Raw genomic sequence first — 22,209 nt, 5'->3', positions numbered from 1 at the left:
GGTACACGTACGGTTTTCGGGTTCGGGGCGGGACCGGACGTTCAGTCGTCGGGGTTCGGGAGCGCCGCGTCGTAGTCGGGGCCGACCTTGATTCGGAGGACGCCCGGCCGGACCCCGACGGAGAGGTGGTCGGTCGCGAGGCGCTCGCCGTCGACGCTGAAGGCGAGTTCGTTCGCGGCGTCGATTTCGAGGCTGGTCGACCGGAAGTGCCGGGCGTGGTCGGCGTCGGGGTCGAACAGGTCGCCGGTAGCGGCCTCGGCGAGGAGTTCGCGGGTCGGCATCCGCTCGACGATGACGGCGTCGAGCAGGCCGTCCTCGGCGTTCGCGCGGGCGCGAGGCGGGCCGAACCCGCGGAGGTTGCCCACGAGCGCGACGAGCGCGTCCCCCTCCCACGTCGTCTCCTCACCATCTACGACCGCCTCGACGGAGAGGTGGATGCCGTCGAAGTCGATGGCCTCTCGGAGCGCCGTGGCGACGAACGCGACCGTGCCGAGGCGGGACTTCAGCGCCGAAGAGGTGGCCAGACTCGCCTCCGCAGGGAGCCCGGCGAGAGAGGAGAGGACGAACAGGCCGCGGCTGTCGTCGTCGTCCGCGTCGTCCCGTCCGCTCCGGGGGTCGTCGGCCAGCGCGGCCGACCCGTCACCGGGTGACCCACCCTCGACCGTCCCGAGGTCGACGCGGCGTTCGCGCCCGTCGGCTAACACCTCGAAGGCGTGTTCGACGCCCTCGACGCCGACGAGGTCCGCGAAGATGTTCGCGGTGCCGACGGGGACGACCCCGACTACCGTCCGCGGGAGCGCGTCGGCGTCGTCGAGCCCAGAGACGACCCCGTTGAGCGTCCCGTCGCCACCCGCGGCGGCGACGAGGTCCGCGTCGGCCGCGGCAGCCTCGCGTGCGAGTTCGGGTGCGTGACCCGCGTACTGCGTCTCTCGGACGGTGTACCCCCGCTCCTCGGCGAGCCGGCGAACCCGCTCGCGGTGCCCGCCGTCGCCGCTCTCCGGGTTGAGGACGAGCCACCGCTCCTCCGGGTCGCTGTCGTCGTCCTCCGCGATCCGCATCCCAGTCCCACCATCCGGGTCCATACGCCCACGTTCGAAGCCGAGACGGAAACCCTTGGTCGCCGGTCGTCGGGTCGCCGACCCCGGTCTCGGACGCACCCAGGGTCACGAGTAGAGACGGGACCGGTTTCTGGTGAGTCGCTCCCACCGAATCGACGGCGAGGGCGAGGTCGCACTGGAGGTTTCGATTAGGGCGGTCCCGCGCCCCGCGGGTGCGCCAACCCTACTGAGACGAAAAGTCGCTGGCGCCTATTTAGGTGATTAGGCAGGGACGGTATTCGGCCGCCGTGGGTACATAGCTAACGCAGGAGGCGACTCCTGCGGACGGATGCGATACGCGTTTTCCGGAACACGCGATAGAACTGGCATTCCGGCGCGTGCGCCGGGTTTCGCGGAGACACAGGGAGGTTGCCCGACCGACACACCGGTCGGGCCGGACGTCCCGCTCGCATTCGGCCGGGGGCGCGCGGCCGCCCGTCGGGGCGGTCGCGCCGTCCAATCCGTCGCCGCATCGAGCCACATCGTCAACCCCGCCGACCGTAACGGGACGCTTTTCTCCGCGCCATCCCAACGCCCGTCCATGAGCGACACCGACGACGCGAGCGGCGCCGACGTGTCCGGACAGTTCGGCGAGTGGCCGCTGAAGCGCCTGATGACCGAGGTGGTCGGCACGGGCACGAAGTCCGCCGAGGACATGAACCGCGAGCAGGCGACCGAGGCGATGCGGCGAATCCTCGCCGGGGAACCGGACCACACGACGCTGGGTGCGTTCTGGCTGGCGAACCGCTGGAAGCACAACGTCGCCGAGGAGTTGGCGGCGTTCACCGACGTGATGTGCGAGCAGGTGGAGTACGCCGAACCCGACGCCGACCCGGTCGACTGCGGCGCCAACTACGACGGGAAGGGCGACACCGCCATCCTCGGCGTCGGCGCCGGCATCGTCGCCGCGGGCGCCGGGACGCCGGTCGTCACCCACTCGGGCGACCGCGTGCCGACCCAGAAACAGGACGCGTACAAACACGTCCTCGACGAGTTGGGCGTGCGCACCGAACTCGAACCGGCGGAGTCCGCCGACATGGTCGACGAGACCGGCTTCGGCTTCTACTACCAGCCCGCGTTCAACCCCGCGGTCGACGCCCTGAACGAGCGCCGGGACCAGATGGGCGTCCGCACGTTCGTCAACACCGTCGAGACGCTGGCGAACCCCGCCCGCGCCGACGTCCACCTCGGCTCGTTCTACCACCTCGCCTTCGCGAAGAAGGTGACCGACACGTTCGAACTGTCGGAGAGCCACGACCTCCACCGCGTCATCATGTTCCAGGGGATGGAGGGGTACGACGACATCCGACCGGGGTACACCAAAGTGGCCGAGTGGACGCGCGAGCCGCGGAGCGGCTCGGAAACGGCGAGCGGCGACGGTGAGGAGCCGCGAGCAGGGGAGTTCACCGACTACGAGATAGAGACGCCCAACTACGGGATGGACTTCGAGAACGAGGACCTCGAAGTCGACGACGTCGCCGCCGACTCCGCCCGCATCGCCGAGGAGGTCGTCGCCGGCGAGCGCGACGACCAGTTCGCGGACGCGATTGCGCTCAACGCCGCCTTCCGTATCTACGCCCGCGAGGACGCCGACTCGCTCGACGAGGGGCTGGAGATGGCCCGCGCGGCCATCGACGACGGAAGCGCCGAGGCCGTGCTCTCGGACCTCCGGGCGTTCTGAGGCCACGAGCACGAGGTTCGTGCCGGCCCGCGGGCCCGGAGTCCCCGGAGAAGACTTTATTATCGAGAACGAACGTCTAGCCTGTCGTGACTAACGTCGGGCCGGGGTTCGTGTACGGGCTGTTCGCGCTGGCAGCCTTGCCTCTGCTCGCACTCCCCGTGACGTTCCTCGCGCACCTCCTGCGGCGACCCCTCGGTGGGTTCGGCCGCGGGCTAGCCGGCGCCCTCGCGGTCCCGCTGGTCGTCGGCGGCTTCCTCGCCGGTCTCACCGGACTCGACCTCGACACCGCGTCGATTCCGCTCCTGCTCGGGGGCGCGTACGTGCTCGTTCCGCTCGGGGTCGGCTGGACCGTCCTCCTCGCCGTCGGTGCCGACGCGGAGGTCGGCCTGCGCTGGGCGGTCGACGGCTGGGTCGTCGCCACCACGCTCGCCACGCTCGCGACGTTCGTCGGGTTCGGCATGGTTCGGTTCGTGACCGATACCCCGTCGCTGTTCGGGGTCGCGTGGTTCGGCGGCTACCTCGCGTACCTCGTCGGCGTCGGTGCGCTCGGGGGGGTCCTGGGCAGCCTCGCGTACCGATGGCGCCGGGGAGCGTCGACGACTCCGACGGGTCTGTTTCGCCGGGTTAGTCGGTAGCGTCGCCATTCCCGGATTCGACCCGTTGGACGACCCGACCCCGCTCGCCGGCGGCGACGTCGCCGTACCGGTCGGCGTCGTGCTCCCGGAGGAGGTCGGCGAGCGCCGCCGGGTCGGGCTGGACCTCGAACTCCAGGTCTACCTCCCGGCCGTGTTCGTGTACCTGTGCGAGCGACACGTCGACGTCGACGCCCAGTAGCTCCGAGAGGTCCGCCTGCAGGCGCTCCTCGTACTCGTCTTCTTTCCGCACGTCCCCCGGCTCCCGGGTTCCACTCATGGGGCAACGGTAGCGCGAGCCACGGGCTTAACCCTCGTGGCCGGGCGTCGGAAGAAAGTCCGGTGGACGGGACGGTACGGTCGGCTACGGGACGCTCCAGCCGGTTAGGGTTCGATGACGGCCCGGAAACGGGCGTCCCCCGAGAGCATCGCCTCGTAGGCGTCGGCCGCCTCCTCCAGCGAGTACGTCTCGACCATCGACTCCACGTCGCGGAGCGCGCCGAACTCCAGGGTGTCCTGTGAGTCCTTCGCCGTGCCCGAGGGCCACCCCTGGACGCGGCGGCGACCCTGCACGAGCGCCTGCACCGACACGGGCACCTCCTCGCCGGGAACGGCGACGGTGAGCAGTTCGCCCTCGACGCCGAGGCCGCCGACGACCGAGGCGATGGCGTCGGCGCTCGGGGCGGTCGCGAGGAGCACGTCCGCGCCGCCGAGCTCCTGGAGCGCCTCGGCCGGGTCCTCGGCCTCGCTGTCGACGAAGTGGTCCGCGCCGAGTTCCATCGCGAGGTCGCGCTTGTCGGTGCCTCGCGACACCGCCGCGACCTCGAACCCCGACGCGCGGGCGAACTGGATGCCGAGGTGGCCGAGCCCCCCGACGCCCTGCACGGCGACCAGGTCGCCCGGCTCGGCGCTGCTGTTTCGAAGCGAGTTGAACGTCGTCACGCCGGCACACAGAAGCGGTGCGGCGCTCGTCGCGTCGAGGTCCTCGGGCATCGACGCCAGCGCCTCGTGGGGCGCGACGACGTACTCGGCGTAGCCGCCGTCGAAGCTGATGCCGGTGACGCCCGCGTTCTCGCAGGCGATGAAGTCGCCGCGGCGACACGGCTCGCAGGTGAAGCAGTGGCCGCCGTGCCAGCCGACACCGACGCGGTCGCCCTCGTTCCACTCGGTTACGTCGTCGCCGACGGCGTCGACGTAGCCGGCGATTTCGTGGCCGGGGACGCGGGGGTACTCGACGCCGGGCCACTGGCCCTCCTTGACGAACACGTCGCTGTGACAGACGCCGCAGGCCTCGACCTCGATTCGGACTTCGTCGGCCGCCGGGTCGGGAATCTCGGTCTCGACGACCTCGAAGTCGGCGCCCGGCTCCGGAACCTGAACCGCTCTCATCTGGGACATAGAACGACTGTGGGTTCGATGGGCACGGGGTTAGTGGCGCGCCAACCGGCGGGGCTTGCGGCGTCTCACTCGGGGAGAACGTGACGACGCCGGAGACGTCGACCCGGGTTCACGCTCCGCCGTCGTCCCCGACCGGCTCGTCGGCATCCGCCTCGGCGTCCTCGTCGGCCCACGTCTCGTCGTGGTACGGCATCGCGACGCCGACGAGCGTCTGGCCGGCGGTGACTGTCGCCTCCCGGGCGACCGAGTACACCAGACCGTCTCGGACCGCCTCGACCTCCTGCAGTTCCTCGTAGCTCGTCGGGTCGTAGACGCGCCCGAGGAAGTCACCCTCCTCGACGGTCTCGCCGAGTTCGGCGTTCGCACTCGGCCGGTACAGGCCCGAATCCTCGGCGACGACGCGGCCGAGATGGTTGCGCCCGAGGCGCTGTTCGGGATGGGGATCGGGAGCTCCCTGCAGCATGTCGAGGTGCCGGAGGACGTTGAACACGCCGCGGACGCCGGTCTCGATGGCTTGCTCCACCAGTTGCTTGCTGTGGGCGAGTTCGGGCGTGATGGCGGGGACGCCGTCCCTGGTCGCGGTGACGCGGAGCTTTCCGTCGAAGCCGCGTTCGGACCACTCCACGTCCGCTTCGTCGCCGGCGGCCTCTGCGAGGAGGAGTTCGGTGCCGAACGCCTCCGCGAGCGCGGCGGAGCCGGGGTCGCCCTCCTGGAAGACGGTGTGGGTGAGCATCGTCGGGCTCCCCGTGTGGAGGTCGACGAGGGCGTCGGCGTCGCTCGCGAACTCCCAGAGCCGGGCGGCCATGCGCTCGTGGAGCGTCCCCTCGGGGTCGCCCGGCCAACACCGGTTCATGTTGGCGTTGACCGAGTCGAGCACCTCGGGCGTGGTGTAGGAGACGCGGTCGAAGGTGAGCGGGTCGGCGACGGGGACGGCGACGAGACGGCCGGCGAGCGCCTCGTGGTCGATGCGACCGTGGAGCCGGCGGAGCACCTCGGTACCGTTGACCTCGCGGCCGTGCTGAGCCGCCTGCACGTAGAGCGTCGGCCCCGATTCGTTACCCTCGTAGACGTGGACCGTCGTCTCCACGTCGACGCCGGAGGGCAACCGCGCGAGGGAGATTCGTTCCGCGGTGTGCATAGGGGGTGACAGGCCCGCCGGCAGTATGAATCTGGGGGCCCCTCCGCCGGCCCTCGTTCCGCGGAAACGCCCGGTTCAGAGCTTGTTCAGCCGGACCGCGTCGTCGGTGACGCCATCGACGCGGTGGCTCTCCAGCGTGGCGCTTCCGGTGTCGTCGACGTCGAGGGCCTGCCGGACCTCGTCGGGCGCGTCGGGGTCGGCCGTCAGGCGGGCCTCGCCGTCGACCACGTCCGATACTTCGCCGATTTCGTTCCCCTCCGAGTCGAGGACAGGTTTCGACACGTCGTCCGGTGTGAAGTCGTGGGCCATCGCGGACGGGGATACGGACGCGAACCGAAAGGGCGTGACGGCCCCGGGAAGCGACCGGGCCGGAGGAGGAGTGTGAGCGGGGCGTGGCAGTAGGTTCTTCCCCCGGGAGCGATACGGGTCGGGTATGGACCAGGAGAACCCCGACAACCCGACCGCGAAGATTCAGACGAGCAAGGGCGACATCACGGTGGAACTGTTCGAGGAGCGCGCCCCCCGCACCGTCGAGAACTTCGTCGGCCTCGCGACGGGCAGTCAGGAGTGGGAGGACCCGGAGACCGGCGAGACGCGGACCGACTCGCTGTACGAGGGGACCATCTTCCACCGCGTCATCGACGACTTCATGGTGCAGGGCGGGGACCCGACCGGGACCGGCCGCGGCGGCCCCGGCTACCAGTTCGACGACGAGTTCCACGACGAACTCAGCCACGAGAGCGAGGGTATCCTCTCGATGGCGAACTCCGGGCCGAACACGAACGGCTCGCAGTTCTTCATCACGCTGGACGCCCAACCCCACCTCGACGGCCGCCACGCCGTCTTCGGGAAGGTCATCGACGGGATGGACGTCGTCCGCGACATCGGCAACGTCGACACCGACGCCCAGGACAAGCCCACCGAGGACGTCACCATCGAGTCCGTGATGGTGTACCGGTAACTCCGGCGAGTCGAGAGCGCCTCACCGCCGCCACCGGAGCCCACTTTTTTGTCGGTACGACGGCTAACTACCGACCTGGATGTCCCTCCTCGAACGCTTGCTCGGCGACGACACGACCGACGAAGGGGTCGACCTGAAGGACCGACAGAATCGCGCCGACGACGCCCTCGAAGACCGCCTCTCGGGCGCGGTCGGCGTCGAGGACGCCGCCGTGGCGGGCGTGGCCGTGGTCAACGAAGGGCCGGACGACGAGCCGATAGTCGTCCCCATCGCCCGGTTCTCCCTCGGCGAGGACGTGGCGGAACCCGACTACGACCGCGTCTGGCGACTGGTCGGCGAGGCGCTGTCGGCGCTCGTCCCGGCGTTCGAGGGCGTCTTCGTCCGGCACTACGACGTCCAGTTCACCTTCGACGGGGACGAACTGTTCGAGGCCGAGGAGTGCCGCCGCGTCGCCGTCACCCCGGAACTGGCCGACCGGTTCGTCTCCGACACGGGGCTCGGCGTCGACGCGCTCCGGGAGGCGATGCTCGACGCCGACGACATCGACGACGAGATCGCCCCCGTCGCGTGGGGCGAGTGTCGCGACTACAGCAGTCGGACGAACGCCGCAGTGGTGACGAGTGGCGCCGCGGCGGCGGCCGGAGCGAGCGCGAGCGCCGCGAGCTGTGCCGGTGCGGGCGGGGCGGGCACCGGAGCCGGCGGCGGCTGCTGACCCGACCCCGGCCGGTCCTCCGGGCACCGGTAGGCTGACCGAACACGCCCGTGCCACTCGAATTCTGTGTGCTGCTCGTCGTCGACCCCTCCTCGGAGTAGCCCGTTCGTACAGCCCACTGAATGCGGTCCTACATAAGCTACCGTGACAATACTTATCAACTATCGTGGGTCATATTCACATGCACAGATGTTCGAACGCTTCTCAAGCGGGTACTACCTCGGCGAGATGTTCGTCGAGCCGTACGACGGTGCCAAAGCGGCGATTCAGCGCGCGGACCACGAGCGGATGAACGAGCAGTTGTACACCGACGGCGAGGGGGTCGAGCGGATCGACGCCCCGCTGGTGATGAAGCTCGACCGAACACACTTCCCGGTGCTCGGCGACGACGAGGTGCCGGCCGGAACGCTGCTCGTCCCGCGCGACCTCGACCTCGAACCTCGGTCGCTGCCGGACCGCCGCCAGGTGTTCCTCGCGAAAGCCGAGCGCGCGTACCAGCTCCTGCGTATCTCCGGCTACGAGGCGCCGGACGCGGCGTAGTCGGGGTCGGTGCCGGACGCGGTTCGCCGGCGACGACCGCCGACCAGCCGCCAGCGACGACTATCGAGAAACGACAGGGTGGGGCTCCGAAAGGGGCCTGTCGGTCGACGAAGGCGGGCGACGCAAGCACCGCAGGGAGCGAGCAACGCGAGCGACTGAGGAGCGCAGCGAGCCTCCCGAGTCGAGCGGCAGGGGGCTTTCGAGAGTCGCGAACTCCGACCCGACGGCACCGACGACATCGGCTGCGAAAAGACTCCCAAACTATACGTACCCGCACGCGACGAAACGAGTATGCTCGACGAGCTGCTCGGCCGCAGCGAGCTCAAGGCGCGGATCGAGGAGCTAGAGGAGGAGAAGCGTCGGCTGGAGGAACGCCTCGAAGCCGAGGGCGAGCGACGGAGCGAGGCCGTCACCGCCCGTCAGGCGGCCGAGGAGCGCGTCAACCGGCTGGAGGACCGCGTCGAGGAGCTAGAGGACCGCGTCGAACGACTCGGCGGGGACGCCGCCGACCTCGACTACCGGGGCGTGGAGAGCCTGCGCGGGAGTCGGCTGGACGACGTGCTCGCCCGCCTGCGGAGCGTCGACGCCGGCCGCGAGGGGGCGATGAGCGCCGCCGTCGTCTCCGACCGCGCCGACGACCTGCCCGAAGCGGTCGAAGCGGCGTTCGGCGACCGGGCGCCGCTCGTCGCCGAGGCCGCGCCCTGTCTCGCCTACGCCGACGACGCGGGGCTGGTGAGCGTCGCGCTCGCGCCGCCGCTCCCGCCGGAGCCGTTCGCCCAGTGGGCCGACGGGTTCCGCGTCGACGACGCCCCGTTCCGACCCACCGACGAGTTCGGCTTCGCGCTGGTCCGCGCCGACCTGTTCGCCTACGGCGAGTACGACGGGAGCGAGTTCGCGTCGGCGGCGGGGTTCGAGAGCGACGTGATGAACCGCCACTCGAAGGGCGGCTTCTCGCAGGCCCGCTTCGAGCGCCGCCGCGAGGACCAGGTGGACGAACACCTCGACCGATGCCGGGAGGCGATTGCGGAGCGGCGTCCCGACCGGCTCATCGTCGTCGGTGACCGTCGGGCCGTCCGCGAGCTTCGGGACCTCGCCGACCACACGGCCGTCAGCGACGCCAGCGGCGACCCCGACGAGGCGCTGACGGCGGCGTTCCGGGACTTCTGGACGACCCGGCTGTACCGGGTGTAGTCGCCCCGGCAGACGCTCGTCGCACGTCGGTCGGACACGTCACGAACCCGCACATTGGGAAGCCTTAACACGGCTATTCCCGTACCGACTACCCGTATGGCAGCCGACCGGGAGGAGCCGACGGAGGCGTCCGAGGGGAGTGCCGGAGCCGGTGGGTCGCGTCTGACCCTCGACATCTGGCACCCGAACTGCTGGACGCTCCAGGTGACGGCGGCCGTCCCGGGTGGCCTGCTGGGCCACGGCGTCCACCACGTCGAGGGGAAGGCCCAAGGGCGGTTCACGGCCTACGCCGACTCGACGGCGGAGCTGGAGACGCTCGTGGAGACCATCGCCGACAGCGACCTCGTCGACGACGTGTGGGGGGTCGACGAACCCCACCAGCTCGCCGACGACCGGCTCGCCCCCGGCGCCGCGGCGCAGGGTATCGTCGTCCGCTACGCCATCGAGAACTCAATCAACGACGCGCTCGTCTCGCGGGGGTTCATCCCCGACGAGCCGGTGCGGATGTACCGCGGCCGGGAGTACTGGACCGTCGTCGTCGACAAGGACCGCGACGCCGTGACTCGGGCGCTCGACGAGGTGCGCGAGGAGATGCGCGCCGACGTGGAAGTCGAGCACATCGCCACCCTGGAGGACGGCGTCGGCTCCGGCATCTTCCGCAGCGACGGCCTCTCGGAGCGCCAGCGCGAGGTGTTCGAACTCGCGCGCAAACGGGGGTACTACACCTGGCCCCGGGAAGTGTCGGCGTCGGAGCTCGCCGACGACCTCGGCCTCTCGAAGGCGACGGTGCTCGAACATCTCCGGAAGGCCGAGGCCAAACTGCTCGACCCGGAGTGAGTCGGGCGCCGGGAGGGCGACCGCGAGGAAGTCGGCCCGGCGCCGGGGAGACCAATCACGAGCGAGCCTCCCCGAACGAGCCGACCTCGGGCAAGCACGCGGGCAGGCGTCGGTCGAGCCCGCCGCATCCTGTCCCACCTCCGACGACCCAACCATGCTAGGGACGGGGTTTACCGTCGAATCCGTGATGTCTCTTCGCATGGCATCGACTGACGCGAACGAGGGGAACAGCCTCGCACGCAACATGGGGCCGCTCGCGGCGATAAGCACCGTCGTCGCCGGCACGCTCGGGGCCGGGCTGTTCGTCACGCTCGGGACGGCGAGCAGCACCACCGGGCCGAGCGTCATCCTCGTGGTGGCGGTCTCGGGGCTGCTCGCGATGGCCATCGCGACGAACTACAGTTGGATGGCGACCATCTTCCCCGGCGCCGCCGGGTCGTACAGCTACATCACGCGGACGTTCCGGAATCGGTTGCCGGGCTTCGTCGTGACGTGGTCGAAGTGGCTCGGCTACATGGCCGCCGACGCCGTCCTCGCCATCGGGTTCGGCTCGTACCTGCAGGTGTTCTACCCGAGCGTCGACCCCGCGCTCGCCGGGTTCGGCCTGCTCACCGTCCTCTTCCTCGTGAACCTCGTCGGCACGAAGGGGTACAGCGTCTCGCAGAACGTCATCTTCGGCTTCCTCATCCTCTCCATCCTCGTGCTCGTGATTCCGGGGTCGATGAACGTCGACCCGGCGAACTACCAGCCGTTCTTCACCGGCGGGTTCGACGGGTTCGTCGCCGCCGCCGTTCCCCTCTTTTATGCCTACATCGGCATCGCCGTCGCCGGGCAGATGGGTGCGGAGGTGAAGAACCCCTCACGGAACCTCCCGCTCGCGATGGTCGGCGGGACGCTCGTGCTCATCGTCCTCTACATGTGGACCGCGGCGGTCATCTACGGCGTGGTCGCCGAGTACACCGTCCTCGCGGACTCAGCGCGTCCGCTCGCCACCGCGGCGGAGGCGTTCCTCGGCGACCTCGGCATCACCGTCGTCGCAGTCGGCGGCCTGCTCGCCACCGCCTCCTCGGTCCACGCGGTGATGGCCGCTGGCATCAAGATGCCGTACTCCTGGTCGTGGGACGGCATCTTCCCGAGGCAGTTCTCGCAGGTGAGCGAGCGATTCAACACGCCCCACTGGTCCCTGCTGACGCTGTACGTCGTCGCCAGCTTCCTCACCTTCTGGAGCACCGGGCTGAACCAGGCGCTCGCCATCGCGACGTTCAGCTACCTCATCGCGTACTTCGCGGTGTCGCTGACCGCCGGCTACGTGTACGTGAAGCGCCCCGAAATCGCCGAGCGCGCCGCCTTCGACCCCGGGAACTGGATATACGTCCCGGTCGTCGTCGCCGTCCTCGGCTCCGGTGCGCTCCTGACGCAGGCGTACCAGGGCTCGCTGGAGATCTACCTCCCCTGGCTCGCGGTCGGCCTGCTCGTCTTCTACTGGTACCGCGACAGCGCGGACACCGACGTGGAGGCCATCCTCGACACGCTCCCGGGCGTCCCGAGCGACGAGTACGACCCGGCCATCCGCGAGGAGCCGGAGGTCGAGCCGGACCGAGCGCCGGCGGCGGGGGGTGACTGACGATGGCGGAGTCGGAACACACGGCGTCCGAGACCGTAGCCCAACGCGTCGACGCCGACGACACCCTCTCGCTGCTGCAGGACCTCGTCCGCATCCCCAGCCCCTACTTCGAGGAGGAGGAGATCGTCGAGTTCGTCCACGACTGGCTCGACGAGGCTGGTCTCGACCCGGAGTACCACCGCGTCGAGGAGCCCGACATCACCGGTTACGAGGGGCGAAACGTCCTCGCCCGGCTGGAGGGGTCGGACCCGGACGCGCCGACGCTCCTCCTCAACGCCCACGTCGACACGGTGAAGATCGTCGACGCCTGGGAGGAGGACCCCTTCTCCGGCCGCATCGAGGACGGGAAGCTGTACGGACAGGGGGCCTGTGACATGAAGGGCGGCCTCGCCGCGGTGCTGGTCGCGTTCCGGATCCTCGCCGAGGCCGTCGACGCCGGCGACCTCGACCTCGCGGGCGACCTCCTGCTGACTGCGGTCGTCGACGAGGAGGGCCCGTACGGACTCGGCACCGACCGCTTGCTCCGGGACGGTCTCCTCGACGACGTGGACGCCGCAGTCGTGACGGAGCCGGGGCCCATTCTCGCCCAGTCGGACGTGTCGAACCCGGCGCTGATTCTCGGCGCTCGCGGCCGGTTCCTCTACGACATGGAGATTCGGGGGCGGGCCGCACACGGCTCGCAGCCGCACAAGGGCATCAACGCCGTCGTCGACGCCGGTCGGGTGGCGGAGACGCTCGACGGGCTCGACGTGGACTCCCACGAGAAACTCGGCGACGGGTCGGTCTGTCCCATCAAGGTCGAGGGGGGAAGCCAGACCCTCTCGGTGCCCGAGCGCGCCCGACTGATGGTCGACCGACACGTCGTCCCCGGCGAGAGCCGCGAGGTCGTCCGCGAGCAGGCCGAGGCCGCCGTCGAGGCGCTCGACCTCGACAGCGAGGTCGCGGTCGGCTTCCGCGAGTCGCCGGACCCCGGCATCAAGTACGGTCCGTACGTCACCGACCCGGACCACGCGCTCGTGGGCTCGCTCGAAGGGGCGACGAGGCGCGTCACCGGCGTCGCCCCCGAGACCGCCTACTTCGCCAGCGTCGGCGACTTCAACTACCTCGGCGACCCGGACCGGGGGAACCTCCCGACGGTCATCCTCGGCCCCGACGGCGAGAACATCCACTCGGCGGGCGAGTTCGTCTACACCGACGAGGTGGTCGAGGTGACGGAGATTCTGGTCGAGGCCGCGGCCGACCTGCTCGGGGAGTAGTCCCGGCTCGGCCGTTGAGGTCCGGTTCGGTCGTCGGGGTTCGGTTCGGCCGCCGGAGCCCCGGCCCGTCCGCCGGAGCCGTGGCTCGTCCGCCGGCGTCCCGGGTAACGGCGAGTAACCGCCCACTCAACTCCTCCCGCGACGAACGCACTAGCGTCGATGAAAGCCATCGTCGAGCAGTTGGGCGGCGCGGAACTGGGCGAGCGAATCCGGCTGACGCTGGCAGACGGGACGACGGTCGAGGGGCTGGCGGGGCCGGTCGAGTACGTTCCCGGCCGACGCGTGCGGGTCGAACTCCGGGGAGACGGCGAGCGCTACGACGCGTCCGCGGCCTGCGAGGACCGGAAGTGGGACCCGGTCGAGGCGCGTCGGGTCGCCGAGGGCGGGACCGACCCGACCTGGGACGTACTCGGGATGGTCGAGTCGGTCGAGACGGAGTTCGACGGCCCCGGCCGCGACGCGAGGCCGAACCGCCACCGCCCCGTGAGCGGCGGCCACTTCTGAACCCGGGCGAGGGCGGGGGACGGGGCGGAACCGCGGCTCAGACGTCGAGCGCGTGGAACGTCCCGTCACGGGTGCTCACGTAGGCCCGTCGGCCGTCGACGGTCACGTCGGCGACACCTCTGTCGACGTCGAACGCCCACGCCCGCTCGCCCGACGGAGCGAACGCCTCGACGGTCGGCGCTCCCTTCCACGGTCGGGTGAGCGCGCGGTCGCCGGGCGGTCAGTCCCGGTCGGCGGAGTCCGACTCCTCGACGGTCCCGACGAGAACCCACATCCCGACCGCCGCGACGACCGCACCGACCGCGTTGGCGAGCATATCCGCGACGTCGAACTGCCGTGCCGGGAGCGGTGCCTGCACGACCTCCATCGCGACGCCGTAGCCGGCCGAGAGACAGACGGCGAGGACGAGCGCCCGCGGGACCGGTCGGTCGAGGAACACTGCCCACCCGGCCGTCGCCGCCAGTCCGGCGTAGGCGGCGGCGTGAAGCCACTTGTCGCCCGCGACGCCGAGGAGGACGAACGGCTCGCCGGTGTCCGGACCCGGCGGCGCCACGGAGGCGGCGAGGATGGCGACCGCGACGACGAGGACGGCGGTCCAGCGGAGCCGACGCCCCGGTGACGGGAGCCTCATTCGACGGGTCGGAGGCGATGGCGGGTCAAAACTCCCGCGGTCCGAGCCGCCGACCCCCACCGAGCACGCCGCGACGGCCACCACCGAATCGCCCGACTCGGCGGACGAAACTGAATTCGGTTACGCCCCTACACCAACGACTAACGGAGTTCGGCCCATACATAACCATAGACTATTAACCATGACAGAAATGGGCGGCTACCAGGACCGCGTGGCTCGCGTCGACCTGTCGTCGGGTGACGTGAACTACGAGGGAATCGACGACGAGGACGCGAAGAAGTACATCGGCGCCCGCGGCCTCGGTGTGAAGTACGTGTTCGACGCCGGCCCGGACGTCGACCCGCTCGGCTCGGAGAACGTGCTCGCGTTCATGACCGGCCCGCTGACGGGCACCCAGACCGTGATGAGCGGTCGCATCGCGCTCTGTACGAAGTCGCCGCTCACCGGGACCGTCACCGACTCGCACCACGGTGGCTGGTCCGGTGCGCGACTCAAGTGGTCGGGCTTCGACGGCCTCGTCTTCGAGGGACAGAGCGACGACCCCGTCTACGCGTTCGTCGAGGACGGCGAGGTCGAACTCCGCGACGCCTCCGACTACTGGGGGACGGGCGTCCACGAGACCATCGAAGGGCTCGGCGAGGAAGTGGAGGGGAGCGTCGGCAAGAACCTCTCCGTGATGGCCATCGGCCCCGGCGGCGAGAACGAGGTGCGCTACGCCTGCGTGATGAACGAGGACGACCGCGCCTCGGGCCGGGGCGGCACCGGCTGTGTGATGGGCAACAAGGGGCTCAAAGCCGTCGTCGTCAAGTCCGGCACGAAGATGCCCAAGCCGAAGAACCCCGAGACGTTCCAGGAGGGGTACCAGCAGGCGATGCAGGTCATCCAGGAGTCCGACGTGACCGCCCCGAACGAGGGCGGCCTCTCGATGTACGGGACGAACGTCCTGATGAACATCACCGAGGAGATGGACGGACTCCCGACGAAGAACGGGAAGTACACGTCGACGCGCTCGTTCGACGACGACACCGGAAGCGACATCGACTCCGAGGAGGTCTCGGGGGAGAACGTCCGCGAGAACATCCTCGTCGACGAGCCGACCTGTCACTCCTGTCCGGTCGCCTGCAAGAAGGAGGTCGAGACCTCCGCGACGGTGAAGGGCGAGGAGATGAACGTCCGGATGGAGTCCTACGAGTACGAGTCCGCGTGGGCGCTCGGGCCGAACTCCCAGCACACCGAGCGCGACAAGATCGCCGTGATGATCGACCGCTGTAACGACATGGGGGTCGACACCATCGAGGTGGGTAACATCATGGCGATGGCGATGGAGATGACCGAGAAGGGGTACCTCGACGACCTCGGGGACGGCATCGACTGGGGCGACGCCGACACGATGGTCGAACTCATCACCCGCATCGGAAAGCGCGAGGACGACCTCGCCGACCTGCTCGCGGAGGGCCAGCGTCGCGTCGCGGAGGCGAAGGACGCCCACGACTGCCGCCTCGACGTGAAGGGGCAGTCCATCGCGGCGTACGACCCCCGTTGCATGAAGGGGATGGGCATCGGCTTCGCCACCTCGAACCGCGGCGCCTGCCACCTACGGGCGTACACGCCGTCGGCCGAAATCCTCGGCTTCCCGGAGAAGGTCGACCCCTACGCGTACGAGGGGAAGGGCGAACTCGCGGCGACGTTCCAGGACCTCCACGCCATCTCGGACTCGTTCGACATCTGCAAGTTCAACGCGTTCGCGGAGGGCATCGAGGAGTACGTCCTCCAGTACAACGGGATGACCGGCCTCGACGTGACCGAGGACGAGCTGATGGAGACCGGCGAGCGCATCTACACCCTCGAACGGTACTACAACAACCTCGCCGGCTTCGACGGCGACGACGACTCCCTGCCGGACCGCTTCGTGAAGGGCAACGAGAACGCCGTTCCCGGTCAGGGCGCGAGCGAGGGCGAGCTGTGTGAGCTGGACGAGATGAAAGAGGAGTACTACGCACACCGCGGCTGGGTCGACGGCGTCGTCCCCGACGAGAAGCTCGACGACCTCGGCATCGACATCGGCCCCGGCACCGGTGTAAGTAGCGGTGACTCGGCCGCGCCGGCAGACGACTAGCCCGGAGCGACCGCGGTCGGAGCACGGCTCGTCGTGCTCCGACTCGCCGTCGCGGAGGTGCGACTGAGCGCCACGACGGCCAGAGTTCGTCTCTGGCCGCCTCGCTGACGCGGTGGCGTGGCAGACTACGTTTTCGGGAAACCACGAGCCCGGAGTGACAGCAGTCGCGGACGTTCGACCGAGCGAGACGACGACTGTCGGTTCGTCGGTGGTCGTCCCCCGGACCCGACGGCGTCGCGGGCCGGGAGAGGGGTGTCGACGGCCGGCGACCGCGCTCCCGAGCGCCCGGAATCAACGCCCCGTTGCGTTCGCCGTCGGTGGCGTGGTGGGCTGCGACGGCGACACGGTTGCCCGCGGGTTGTGCTTATGGGCGTGATAATAAAGGCCGAGGGGGCCAAGGGGTTCCCGTATGGACGGTGACCGACGGCAGAACCGCCGGGCGTACCTCAAGGCGCTTGGCGTGGCCGGCCTGGTGGGACTGGCAGGATGTAGCAGCGAGGGCTCCGGTGGGACGACCACCGAGAACGGAACGACGGCGACGGAGACGACGGCTACGCCGACAGCCGGAACGACGACCGGAAACGGGACCGCCGGCAACGAGTCCGCCGGCAACGAGTCCGCCGGCGAGGAGGGGAGCGACACTCCCCAACCCTCGGGCGACGCCCCGGGGAGTTACGAGCCGATGATTCCGAAGGCGGCCGGATTCGAGGACGTCTCGGCGTGGGAACCCGACAACAACGTCACGATGAAAGCGGACACGGAGACCGTCTACGGCGGGGAGCAGTCGTTCCGCGTCCAGGGTGGACCGGGGACCATCCGTCGGGACTTTCCGGTGCCGCTCGACCTCTCGAATCGGGACCTCTCGATAGCCATCAGATTGGAGGAGCCCCGACCGACGAACGTCCGAATCTGGATGCAGGACACCGGGGGGAAGACCATCAAGCTCATCCAGCAGATCAGCCAGAACCACCCGAGCGGGTGGCTGCGCATCAACCCCTCCATCAACGACGCGTACCAGCGCAACCTCGGGGGTATCGAGTCGATGCTCATCACGGTCGACGGGCGAGGGTCGACGGCGCCGACGTACAACGTCGACGAACTGCTCTTCCACGACAAGATGGCGAAGAAGGGACAGGTGATGCTGACGTTCGACGACATCACCCCGTCGCTGTACAACGAAATCTTCCCCATCATGCAGGAGTTCGACCTACAGGGGGTCGCCGCCGTTCCGGTCGACCTCCTCGGCGACAGCGGTCGCCTCTCGGAGGCGCAGTTGCAGGAGCTCTCGGACGCCGGCTGGGAGATCGCCAGCCACAGTAACGACCTCCAGAACCTCTACGGGATGGACCGCGCGACACAGCGAAAGAAAATAGAGTACACCAAGCAACAGCTCCAGGAGATGGGCTTCGGCGACGTGCGGGCGTTCATGTACCCCGGCGGCGCCTGCGACCGCAACACGTTCGAACTCGTCACGGAGTACCACGACTACGGGTTCCTCGCGTTCAGGGGGAGCGAGAAGGGGCTGTCACAGTCGACGCTGTTCGAGCCGGCGTTCGTCAACCGCTCACGGCCGAACACGCCCGCAGCGGTGAAGAACCAGCTCGACGAGGTGGCGGCCTACCGCGGGCTCTACACGCCGTTCCTCCACGGTGTCGACGGCGGCGACCAGTTCGTCAACACGCCCTCGGAGTTCCGCAAGATGTGCAAGCACGTCGCGAACTACCGGGACCAGGGGAAGGTCGAAGTCGTGAAGCCGGGAGACCTCTCGCTACCGACCTCGAACTGAGCGGGTCGGACGACGGCGAGTTGGGGCGACCGCGGTCGCCCGCGAACCGGTAGACGGGCGCGACATCGGCGTGCTCCGGTACGGCGCCCGAAACCGGCCGGCGCCGCACCCGGCGAGACGGCACCGGCGGTCGTGATGAGCCACGGCGGGCCACACCGCCGGGCGCCGAAGCACTCCGACGCCTACGTGCAGTTCCTCGTCGTCGTCGCCAAGGGCTCCGCGGTCCTCCAGCCCACCTTCCGCGACTGCCGCGCTCAGTCCAGTCGGAACGTGGCGTCGACCGCGACGACGACCTCGACCGGTCCGCTCGACGGACCGACGTCCTCCGCCGTGTCCAGCGCCAGCCCGGACGTGCGCTGTCGAGTTCGACTCCGCTCGGTGACGTCGAGCGCCAGCGCGTCGGCGGCCGTCGCGCCACGGCGACCCCCTTCCGGGTGGCCGTCCGGACGAGTTCGGCGCGGCGCTCCTCGGAGAAGGTGAACGTCACCTCGTCGACGCCGACGCCCGCGTCGTCGACGGCGCCGGTGAGAACCGGCCCGACGTCGTCCGGGTCGGCGACTGTCACGTGCACGGACTCCGTCGCGGTGTAGGGGTCGGGTTCGTCGGCCGCCTCCGACCGCTCCGGTCGTTCGGGTCGCCTCGGTCGCCGGACGATTCGGAACTCGCTCGTTCGAACCGTGTCGTCGGGGACGCCCGCCTCTCGGAGGCTCTGCCTGAGCGCGACGGACTGGCCGCCGACGGCGCGCCGTGCGGCCATGGGCTCCGGGTCGACGGCCTCCGCCGAGAGCTTGAGTTCGGCCCTATTTGGGTGGCCGGCGGCGCGCCCCGTCGCGGTCGTGCTGACGGTTCTGTCGTTCATGAGCCGGTGTCACGGCGTCTCGACAAAACTGTTCGGTGGGAACGATCGACCGCTCGGTGGAGTGAGCCGTGTCAGTCGAGGCCGACCACCGCCGCGGCCCGCAGTTCTAGGGCCGTCTCGAACTCGTCGCGCCGGTCCGTTCGTGAGCCGACCCGCCGAAGCTGTTCCTCGTGGGCGCGGCGGACGGCGTCGGTCTCGCGGCGCCCGAACCCCAGTCGGTCGCCGACGGCGTCCCAGTGGTCGGGTTCGACGAAGAAGGTTGCCCGCCCGTCGTCCTCACTGGCGAGTTCGTAGCGCCGACGGTACTCCTCGATTCGGGGGCCGAGGTCCGCCTGCACCCGCGTGAGGAGGTCGGGGAGCGCGCCGGGACCGACGCTCGCCTTCGCGGCCGTCAGCAGGAGTACCTGCCCCTCGATCGGGTGCTCGCTCCCGCCGGAGTTGTCGCTACCACCCCCGTCGCCGTCCGTCACGCTACCCTCCGGCCCGCATCGCCTTCTGCGAGAACTTCTTCACCAACTCGTCCAGCGTCTCGGGGTCGCCCGCGAAGACGACGGTGACCTCGGTGAGTGTGACCGAGGGGCCGACCTCGACTTTCTCGCTCGACAGGTCGGCCGACCAGCCGTCGCCCTCGACGGCGTCGACGGTGCCCTCGTCGCCCTCGCTCACCGCCTCGCCGCCGAGGTTTCCGAGGTAGTGGGCGGCGAGGCGCTGGGAGATGCCGCGGTAGGACTTCTCGCGCCGGGAGCCCTCGCCCACGTCGTCGCCGATCATCCGCCGGCCACCGGCGGGAACACCGACAGTGAGTCGCCGTCCTCCAGCGTGGTGTCCATCCCGTCCATGTGCAGCACCTCACGGCCGTTCTTCAGGACGTTTATCTGTGGGCGGAGGTCGCCGTCCTCGACGAGTTGGCCCTCCAACCCGTCGTACGACGCCTCGAGTTCGTGCAGCACGTCGCCGACGGTGGCGCCGTCGTCGACTTCGCGGGAGACGACTTTGGTGCCGACCGCCTCCCGGAAGGTCGCGAAGAAGCGGAGTTCGAGTTCCATGTGACGGGATGCGGCCGCCGGCGTAAAAAGCTGCCACCCCCGGCAGCGTCCGCGTCGGCGGGGGTGGTCGAACGACGTCCCGGTCGCTCGCCCCGCGGACTCGCCGCGACCCAGCGCTTTTTAGCCGTCGCCCGACAGAGGGTTCGTATGACCGACCCCGCCGCCTCCGCACCCCCCGGAGACGCCGAGGACGACGCCAGCGCCGCCGCCGGCACGCCGGAGGAGTTCGACTTCGTACACGTCCCGGAGACGGACCAGTCGTTCGAAAACGCGCTCGCGAAGGCGCGCGACGGCGACCGACTCACGGTGGACGACGGGGTCGAACTGCTGACGACGGGGACCGACCGGGACGGGATAGACCCCGTCAGAAAGGAACAGGTGTTGGAGGCTGCCGACCGCCGCCGGGCGGAGGTCGTCGGCGAGGAGGTGACGTTCGTCGCCAACGTCAACAACAACGTCACCACCGCCTGTAACACCGGCTGTCTGTTCTGCAACTTCAAGAACACCGCCCACCAGTTCGAGTCCGACTACGAGGGCGAACACACGGGGTTCACGAAGACCGTCGAGGAGTCCCGGGAGGTCGTCGCCGACGCGGTCGAGCGCGGCGTCTACGAGGTCACCTCCGTCTCGGGACTCCACCCCGCGCTCGTCCTCGACGAGGAACACCGGGAGGTTCTCGAGTCGTACGACCGGCCGGCCCAACAGGTCGACTACAAACCGCCGGCCGTGTACGACACGGACCCCGGCAGCTACACCGACCAGATTCGGGCGATGTCGGAGACGGGCGCACACGTCCACTCGATGACGCCGGAGGAGGCGTACCACGCGAAGCGCGGCACCGACTGGAGTTACGAGGACGTGTATCGACGCATAGCCGACGCCGGTCTCGCGTCGGTGCCCGGCACTGCCGCCGAGATTCTCGTTCCCGAAGTCCGCGAAGTCATCTGCCCCGGCAAAATCGGCACCGACGAATGGCTCGTCGGGATGGAGGGAGCGGTCGCCGCCGGCCTCGACGTGACGGCCACGATGATGTACGGTCACGTCGAGAACGAGATGCACCGGGCCATGCACCTGAAGGAGATTCGCGACCTCCAGGACCGCACGGGCGCCATCACGGAGTTCGTCCCGCTCTCGTTCGTCCACGGGAACACCCCACTGTACGAGCGCGGACTCGTCACCGGCGGCGCGAGCGACGACGAGGACGAACTCGTCATCGCGGTCTCCCGGCTCTTTCTCGACAATATCGACCATATCCAGTCCTCGTGGGTGAAGTTCGGCGACGCGAAGGCGCTCAAACTGCTCAACTGCGGCGCCGACGACTTCATGGGGACCATCCTCTCGGAGGAGATCACCACCCGCGCCGGCGGCGGCTACGGCGAGTTCCGCTCGTTCGACGACTACGTGGAGATGGTCTCGGCCATCGGGCGCGTCCCGGTCGAACGCTCGACCGACTACCGCACGCGACGCCGCATCGACCCCGACGACGGACCGCACGGCCCCCGCCTCGGGCCGGAGGCCGACGGCACCCCGTTGCTCGGTCGGCACGCCAAGGACGCGGCCGCGGGCGCGCGGGCGGACGACTGACCGTGCGGACCGCTCGAGAGACCGGGAGTCCACGCACGTGATGGTCACAACCCACGCCGGCGCCGGACTGCTGCTGGCGCTCCCCGTGGCGCTGCTCGTTCCCGAACTCGCTCCCGTGGCCGGTCTGGCAGCGTTCGCCGGCGGCGCGTTCCCCGACCTCGATATGCTGGTCGGACAGCACCGGCGAACGCTCCACTACCCGGCGCTCGGGTGGGTGCCGGCCGTGCCGGCGGGGGCGGCCGCGATAGTCGCCCCCGGACCGGTCACGGTCGCCGTCGCGCTGTTCCTCCTCGCAGCCGCGCTCCACGCCGTCTCGGACGCCTTCGACGGCGGTCTCGCCGACCGACCGTGGGAGCAGGAGAGCGAGCGAGCCGTCTACTACCACGTCGGGGACCGGTGGCTACCGCCCCGCGGGTGGGTCAGGTACGACGGGGCGCCGGAGGACTTCGGGCTCAGTGCCGTGCTGTTGGTTCCCGGACTGTTCCTCTACGGGGACCTCGTCACCTCCCTCTCGCTCGGCGGGCTAGTGGTCGCCGCGGTGTACACCGCCGTCCGGAAGCGGCTGCCGGACGTGGCGCTCGAGTTCATTCAGTAGGCGACGGTGGCGGGGTCGGCC

24 protein-coding genes are annotated in these 22,209 nt (G+C 69.7%); 14 read left to right on the top strand and 10 right to left on the bottom strand.

Annotated elements, in window-relative coordinates:
• Positions 1-41: 41 nt before the first annotated feature.
• Positions 42-1,082, bottom strand: coding sequence for a diacylglycerol/lipid kinase family protein (locus N5095_RS07435; protein ID WP_267622123.1), 1,041 nt, complete (start codon positions 1,080-1,082; stop codon positions 42-44).
• 556 nt (positions 1,083-1,638) lie between these two features.
• Between N5095_RS07435 and N5095_RS07430 the strand changes: the two genes are divergently transcribed.
• A complete protein-coding gene (locus N5095_RS07430; protein WP_267622122.1) occupies positions 1,639-2,778 on the top strand; it encodes an anthranilate phosphoribosyltransferase in 1,140 nt (379 codons plus the stop codon).
• Positions 2,779-2,864: 86 nt separating this feature from the next.
• On the top strand, positions 2,865-3,413 hold the full coding sequence (locus tag N5095_RS07425; RefSeq protein ID WP_267622121.1) for a hypothetical protein: 549 nt from the start codon (positions 2,865-2,867) through the stop codon (positions 3,411-3,413).
• On the opposite strand, the gene N5095_RS07420 is transcribed toward N5095_RS07425, so the two are convergent.
• The 4 genes from N5095_RS07420 to N5095_RS07405 all read right to left on the bottom strand — a co-directional run bounded on the left by N5095_RS07420 (position 3,403) and on the right by N5095_RS07405 (position 6,255).
• On the bottom strand, positions 3,403-3,690 hold the full coding sequence (locus N5095_RS07420; protein ID WP_267622120.1) for a hypothetical protein: 288 nt from the start codon (positions 3,688-3,690) through the stop codon (positions 3,403-3,405). The two genes, N5095_RS07425 and N5095_RS07420, sit on opposite strands and share 11 nt — an antisense overlap.
• Before the next feature lie 104 nt (positions 3,691-3,794).
• A complete protein-coding gene (locus tag N5095_RS07415) occupies positions 3,795-4,799 on the bottom strand; it encodes an alcohol dehydrogenase (RefSeq protein ID WP_267622118.1) in 1,005 nt (334 codons plus the stop codon).
• Between the two features lie 118 nt (positions 4,800-4,917).
• Positions 4,918-5,946 carry a succinylglutamate desuccinylase/aspartoacylase family protein gene (locus tag N5095_RS07410; protein ID WP_267622117.1) on the bottom strand — a complete coding sequence of 343 codons (1,029 nt, stop codon included), beginning with the start codon at positions 5,944-5,946 and terminating at the stop codon, positions 4,918-4,920.
• Between the two features lie 75 nt (positions 5,947-6,021).
• Entirely contained in the window at positions 6,022-6,255 is a 234-nt protein-coding gene (locus N5095_RS07405) for a hypothetical protein (protein ID WP_267622116.1), read from the bottom strand.
• A 124-nt stretch (positions 6,256-6,379) separates the two neighbouring features.
• On the opposite strand from N5095_RS07405, the gene N5095_RS07400 reads away from it, so the two are divergent.
• From N5095_RS07400 to N5095_RS07365, 8 genes are all read left to right on the top strand, one after another.
• A complete protein-coding gene (locus N5095_RS07400; protein ID WP_267622115.1) occupies positions 6,380-6,907 on the top strand; it encodes a peptidylprolyl isomerase in 528 nt (175 codons plus the stop codon).
• 79 nt (positions 6,908-6,986) lie between these two features.
• Complete coding sequence (locus N5095_RS07395) at positions 6,987-7,619, top strand: hypothetical protein (protein ID WP_267622114.1); 633 nt, start codon at positions 6,987-6,989, stop codon at positions 7,617-7,619.
• Positions 7,620-7,808: 189 nt separating this feature from the next.
• The gene (locus N5095_RS07390) at positions 7,809-8,159 is read left to right on the top strand and encodes a DUF5802 family protein (protein WP_267622113.1); all 351 of its coding nucleotides are present in this window, start codon (positions 7,809-7,811) and stop codon (positions 8,157-8,159) included.
• Positions 8,160-8,450: 291 nt separating this feature from the next.
• Positions 8,451-9,350, top strand: coding sequence for a Vms1/Ankzf1 family peptidyl-tRNA hydrolase (locus N5095_RS07385; RefSeq protein WP_267622112.1), 900 nt, complete (start codon positions 8,451-8,453; stop codon positions 9,348-9,350).
• Between the two features lie 96 nt (positions 9,351-9,446).
• Entirely contained in the window at positions 9,447-10,187 is a 741-nt protein-coding gene (locus N5095_RS07380; protein WP_267622111.1) for a helix-turn-helix domain-containing protein, read from the top strand.
• 199 nt (positions 10,188-10,386) lie between these two features.
• Positions 10,387-11,811, top strand: coding sequence for an APC family permease (locus N5095_RS07375; RefSeq protein WP_267622110.1), 1,425 nt, complete (start codon positions 10,387-10,389; stop codon positions 11,809-11,811).
• A gap of 2 nt (positions 11,812-11,813) precedes the next feature.
• On the top strand, positions 11,814-13,067 hold the full coding sequence (locus N5095_RS07370) for a M20 family metallopeptidase (protein ID WP_267622109.1): 1,254 nt from the start codon (positions 11,814-11,816) through the stop codon (positions 13,065-13,067).
• Positions 13,068-13,226: 159 nt separating this feature from the next.
• Positions 13,227-13,571, top strand: a complete 345-nt coding sequence (locus N5095_RS07365) for a hypothetical protein (protein ID WP_267622108.1) — start codon at positions 13,227-13,229, stop codon at positions 13,569-13,571.
• Positions 13,572-13,791: 220 nt separating this feature from the next.
• On the opposite strand, the gene N5095_RS07360 is transcribed toward N5095_RS07365, so the two are convergent.
• Positions 13,792-14,202, bottom strand: coding sequence for a VanZ family protein (locus N5095_RS07360; RefSeq protein WP_267622107.1), 411 nt, complete (start codon positions 14,200-14,202; stop codon positions 13,792-13,794).
• A gap of 181 nt (positions 14,203-14,383) precedes the next feature.
• On the opposite strand from N5095_RS07360, the gene N5095_RS07355 reads away from it, so the two are divergent.
• Together N5095_RS07355 and N5095_RS07350 are read left to right on the top strand one after the other, a co-directional pair.
• Entirely contained in the window at positions 14,384-16,318 is a 1,935-nt protein-coding gene (locus N5095_RS07355) for an aldehyde ferredoxin oxidoreductase family protein (protein WP_267622106.1), read from the top strand.
• A gap of 409 nt (positions 16,319-16,727) precedes the next feature.
• The gene (locus N5095_RS07350; RefSeq protein ID WP_267622105.1) at positions 16,728-18,104 is read left to right on the top strand and encodes a polysaccharide deacetylase family protein; all 1,377 of its coding nucleotides are present in this window, start codon (positions 16,728-16,730) and stop codon (positions 18,102-18,104) included.
• Here the strand turns inward: N5095_RS07350 and N5095_RS22530 are convergent.
• The 4 genes from N5095_RS22530 to N5095_RS07335 form a co-directional block, all read right to left on the bottom strand.
• A complete protein-coding gene (locus N5095_RS22530; protein WP_390202785.1) occupies positions 17,992-18,963 on the bottom strand; it encodes an SIMPL domain-containing protein in 972 nt (323 codons plus the stop codon). The genes N5095_RS07350 and N5095_RS22530 overlap by 113 nt on opposite strands.
• A gap of 71 nt (positions 18,964-19,034) precedes the next feature.
• Positions 19,035-19,433, bottom strand: coding sequence for a DUF8048 family protein (locus tag N5095_RS07345; protein WP_267622104.1), 399 nt, complete (start codon positions 19,431-19,433; stop codon positions 19,035-19,037).
• A 1-nt stretch (position 19,434) separates the two neighbouring features.
• On the bottom strand, positions 19,435-19,734 hold the full coding sequence (locus N5095_RS07340) for a MoaD-like domain-containing protein (protein ID WP_267622103.1): 300 nt from the start codon (positions 19,732-19,734) through the stop codon (positions 19,435-19,437).
• Positions 19,731-20,009, bottom strand: a complete 279-nt coding sequence (locus tag N5095_RS07335; protein WP_267622102.1) for a ubiquitin-like small modifier protein 1 — start codon at positions 20,007-20,009, stop codon at positions 19,731-19,733. The genes N5095_RS07340 and N5095_RS07335 overlap by 4 nt, the downstream gene beginning before the upstream one ends.
• A 147-nt stretch (positions 20,010-20,156) precedes the next feature.
• On the opposite strand from N5095_RS07335, the gene cofH reads away from it, so the two are divergent.
• Both cofH and N5095_RS07325 read left to right on the top strand, forming a co-directional pair.
• Positions 20,157-21,593: a 7,8-didemethyl-8-hydroxy-5-deazariboflavin synthase subunit CofH gene (gene cofH / locus N5095_RS07330; protein WP_267622101.1), complete on the top strand. Its 1,437-nt coding sequence runs from the start codon at positions 20,157-20,159 to the stop codon at positions 21,591-21,593.
• Between the two features lie 40 nt (positions 21,594-21,633).
• Positions 21,634-22,188 (top strand): metal-dependent hydrolase, encoded by a 555-nt coding sequence (locus N5095_RS07325; protein ID WP_267622100.1) that lies wholly within the window; start codon positions 21,634-21,636, stop codon positions 22,186-22,188.
• Positions 22,189-22,209: the final 21 nt, after the last annotated feature.

This window comes from Halobium salinum, assembly GCF_026586625.1.
GTDB classification, from domain to species: domain Archaea; phylum Halobacteriota; class Halobacteria; order Halobacteriales; family Haloferacaceae; genus Halobium; species Halobium salinum.
The sequence above is the reverse complement of the archived record's forward strand: the minus strand, read 5'-3'. Positions and strand labels throughout refer to the sequence as shown.

What these genes read in the sequence shown, in the direction of transcription:
- N5095_RS07435 (WP_267622123.1), bottom strand. Translation starts at nt 1,082, where the DNA reads ATGGACCCGGATGGTGGGACTGGGATGCGGATCGCGGAGGACGACGAC.
- N5095_RS07430 (WP_267622122.1), top strand. Translation starts at nt 1,639, where the DNA reads ATGAGCGACACCGACGACGCGAGCGGCGCCGACGTGTCCGGACAGTTC.
- N5095_RS07420 (WP_267622120.1), bottom strand. Translation starts at nt 3,690, where the DNA reads ATGAGTGGAACCCGGGAGCCGGGGGACGTGCGGAAAGAAGACGAGTAC.
- N5095_RS07415 (WP_267622118.1), bottom strand. Translation starts at nt 4,799, where the DNA reads ATGAGAGCGGTTCAGGTTCCGGAGCCGGGCGCCGACTTCGAGGTCGTC.
- N5095_RS07410 (WP_267622117.1), bottom strand. Translation starts at nt 5,946, where the DNA reads ATGCACACCGCGGAACGAATCTCCCTCGCGCGGTTGCCCTCCGGCGTC.
- N5095_RS07405 (WP_267622116.1), bottom strand. Translation starts at nt 6,255, where the DNA reads ATGGCCCACGACTTCACACCGGACGACGTGTCGAAACCTGTCCTCGAC.
- N5095_RS07400 (WP_267622115.1), top strand. Translation starts at nt 6,380, where the DNA reads ATGGACCAGGAGAACCCCGACAACCCGACCGCGAAGATTCAGACGAGC.
- N5095_RS07395 (WP_267622114.1), top strand. Translation starts at nt 6,987, where the DNA reads ATGTCCCTCCTCGAACGCTTGCTCGGCGACGACACGACCGACGAAGGG.
- N5095_RS07390 (WP_267622113.1), top strand. Translation starts at nt 7,809, where the DNA reads ATGTTCGAACGCTTCTCAAGCGGGTACTACCTCGGCGAGATGTTCGTC.
- N5095_RS07385 (WP_267622112.1), top strand. Translation starts at nt 8,451, where the DNA reads ATGCTCGACGAGCTGCTCGGCCGCAGCGAGCTCAAGGCGCGGATCGAG.
- N5095_RS07380 (WP_267622111.1), top strand. Translation starts at nt 9,447, where the DNA reads ATGGCAGCCGACCGGGAGGAGCCGACGGAGGCGTCCGAGGGGAGTGCC.
- N5095_RS07375 (WP_267622110.1), top strand. Translation starts at nt 10,387, where the DNA reads ATGGCATCGACTGACGCGAACGAGGGGAACAGCCTCGCACGCAACATG.
- N5095_RS07370 (WP_267622109.1), top strand. Translation starts at nt 11,814, where the DNA reads ATGGCGGAGTCGGAACACACGGCGTCCGAGACCGTAGCCCAACGCGTC.
- N5095_RS07365 (WP_267622108.1), top strand. Translation starts at nt 13,227, where the DNA reads ATGAAAGCCATCGTCGAGCAGTTGGGCGGCGCGGAACTGGGCGAGCGA.
- N5095_RS07360 (WP_267622107.1), bottom strand. Translation starts at nt 14,202, where the DNA reads ATGAGGCTCCCGTCACCGGGGCGTCGGCTCCGCTGGACCGCCGTCCTC.
- N5095_RS07355 (WP_267622106.1), top strand. Translation starts at nt 14,384, where the DNA reads ATGACAGAAATGGGCGGCTACCAGGACCGCGTGGCTCGCGTCGACCTG.
- N5095_RS07350 (WP_267622105.1), top strand. Translation starts at nt 16,728, where the DNA reads ATGGACGGTGACCGACGGCAGAACCGCCGGGCGTACCTCAAGGCGCTT.
- N5095_RS22530 (WP_390202785.1), bottom strand. Translation starts at nt 18,963, where the DNA reads ATGAACGACAGAACCGTCAGCACGACCGCGACGGGGCGCGCCGCCGGC.
- N5095_RS07340 (WP_267622103.1), bottom strand. Translation starts at nt 19,734, where the DNA reads ATGATCGGCGACGACGTGGGCGAGGGCTCCCGGCGCGAGAAGTCCTAC.
- N5095_RS07335 (WP_267622102.1), bottom strand. Translation starts at nt 20,009, where the DNA reads ATGGAACTCGAACTCCGCTTCTTCGCGACCTTCCGGGAGGCGGTCGGC.
- cofH (WP_267622101.1), top strand. Translation starts at nt 20,157, where the DNA reads ATGACCGACCCCGCCGCCTCCGCACCCCCCGGAGACGCCGAGGACGAC.
- N5095_RS07325 (WP_267622100.1), top strand. Translation starts at nt 21,634, where the DNA reads ATGGTCACAACCCACGCCGGCGCCGGACTGCTGCTGGCGCTCCCCGTG.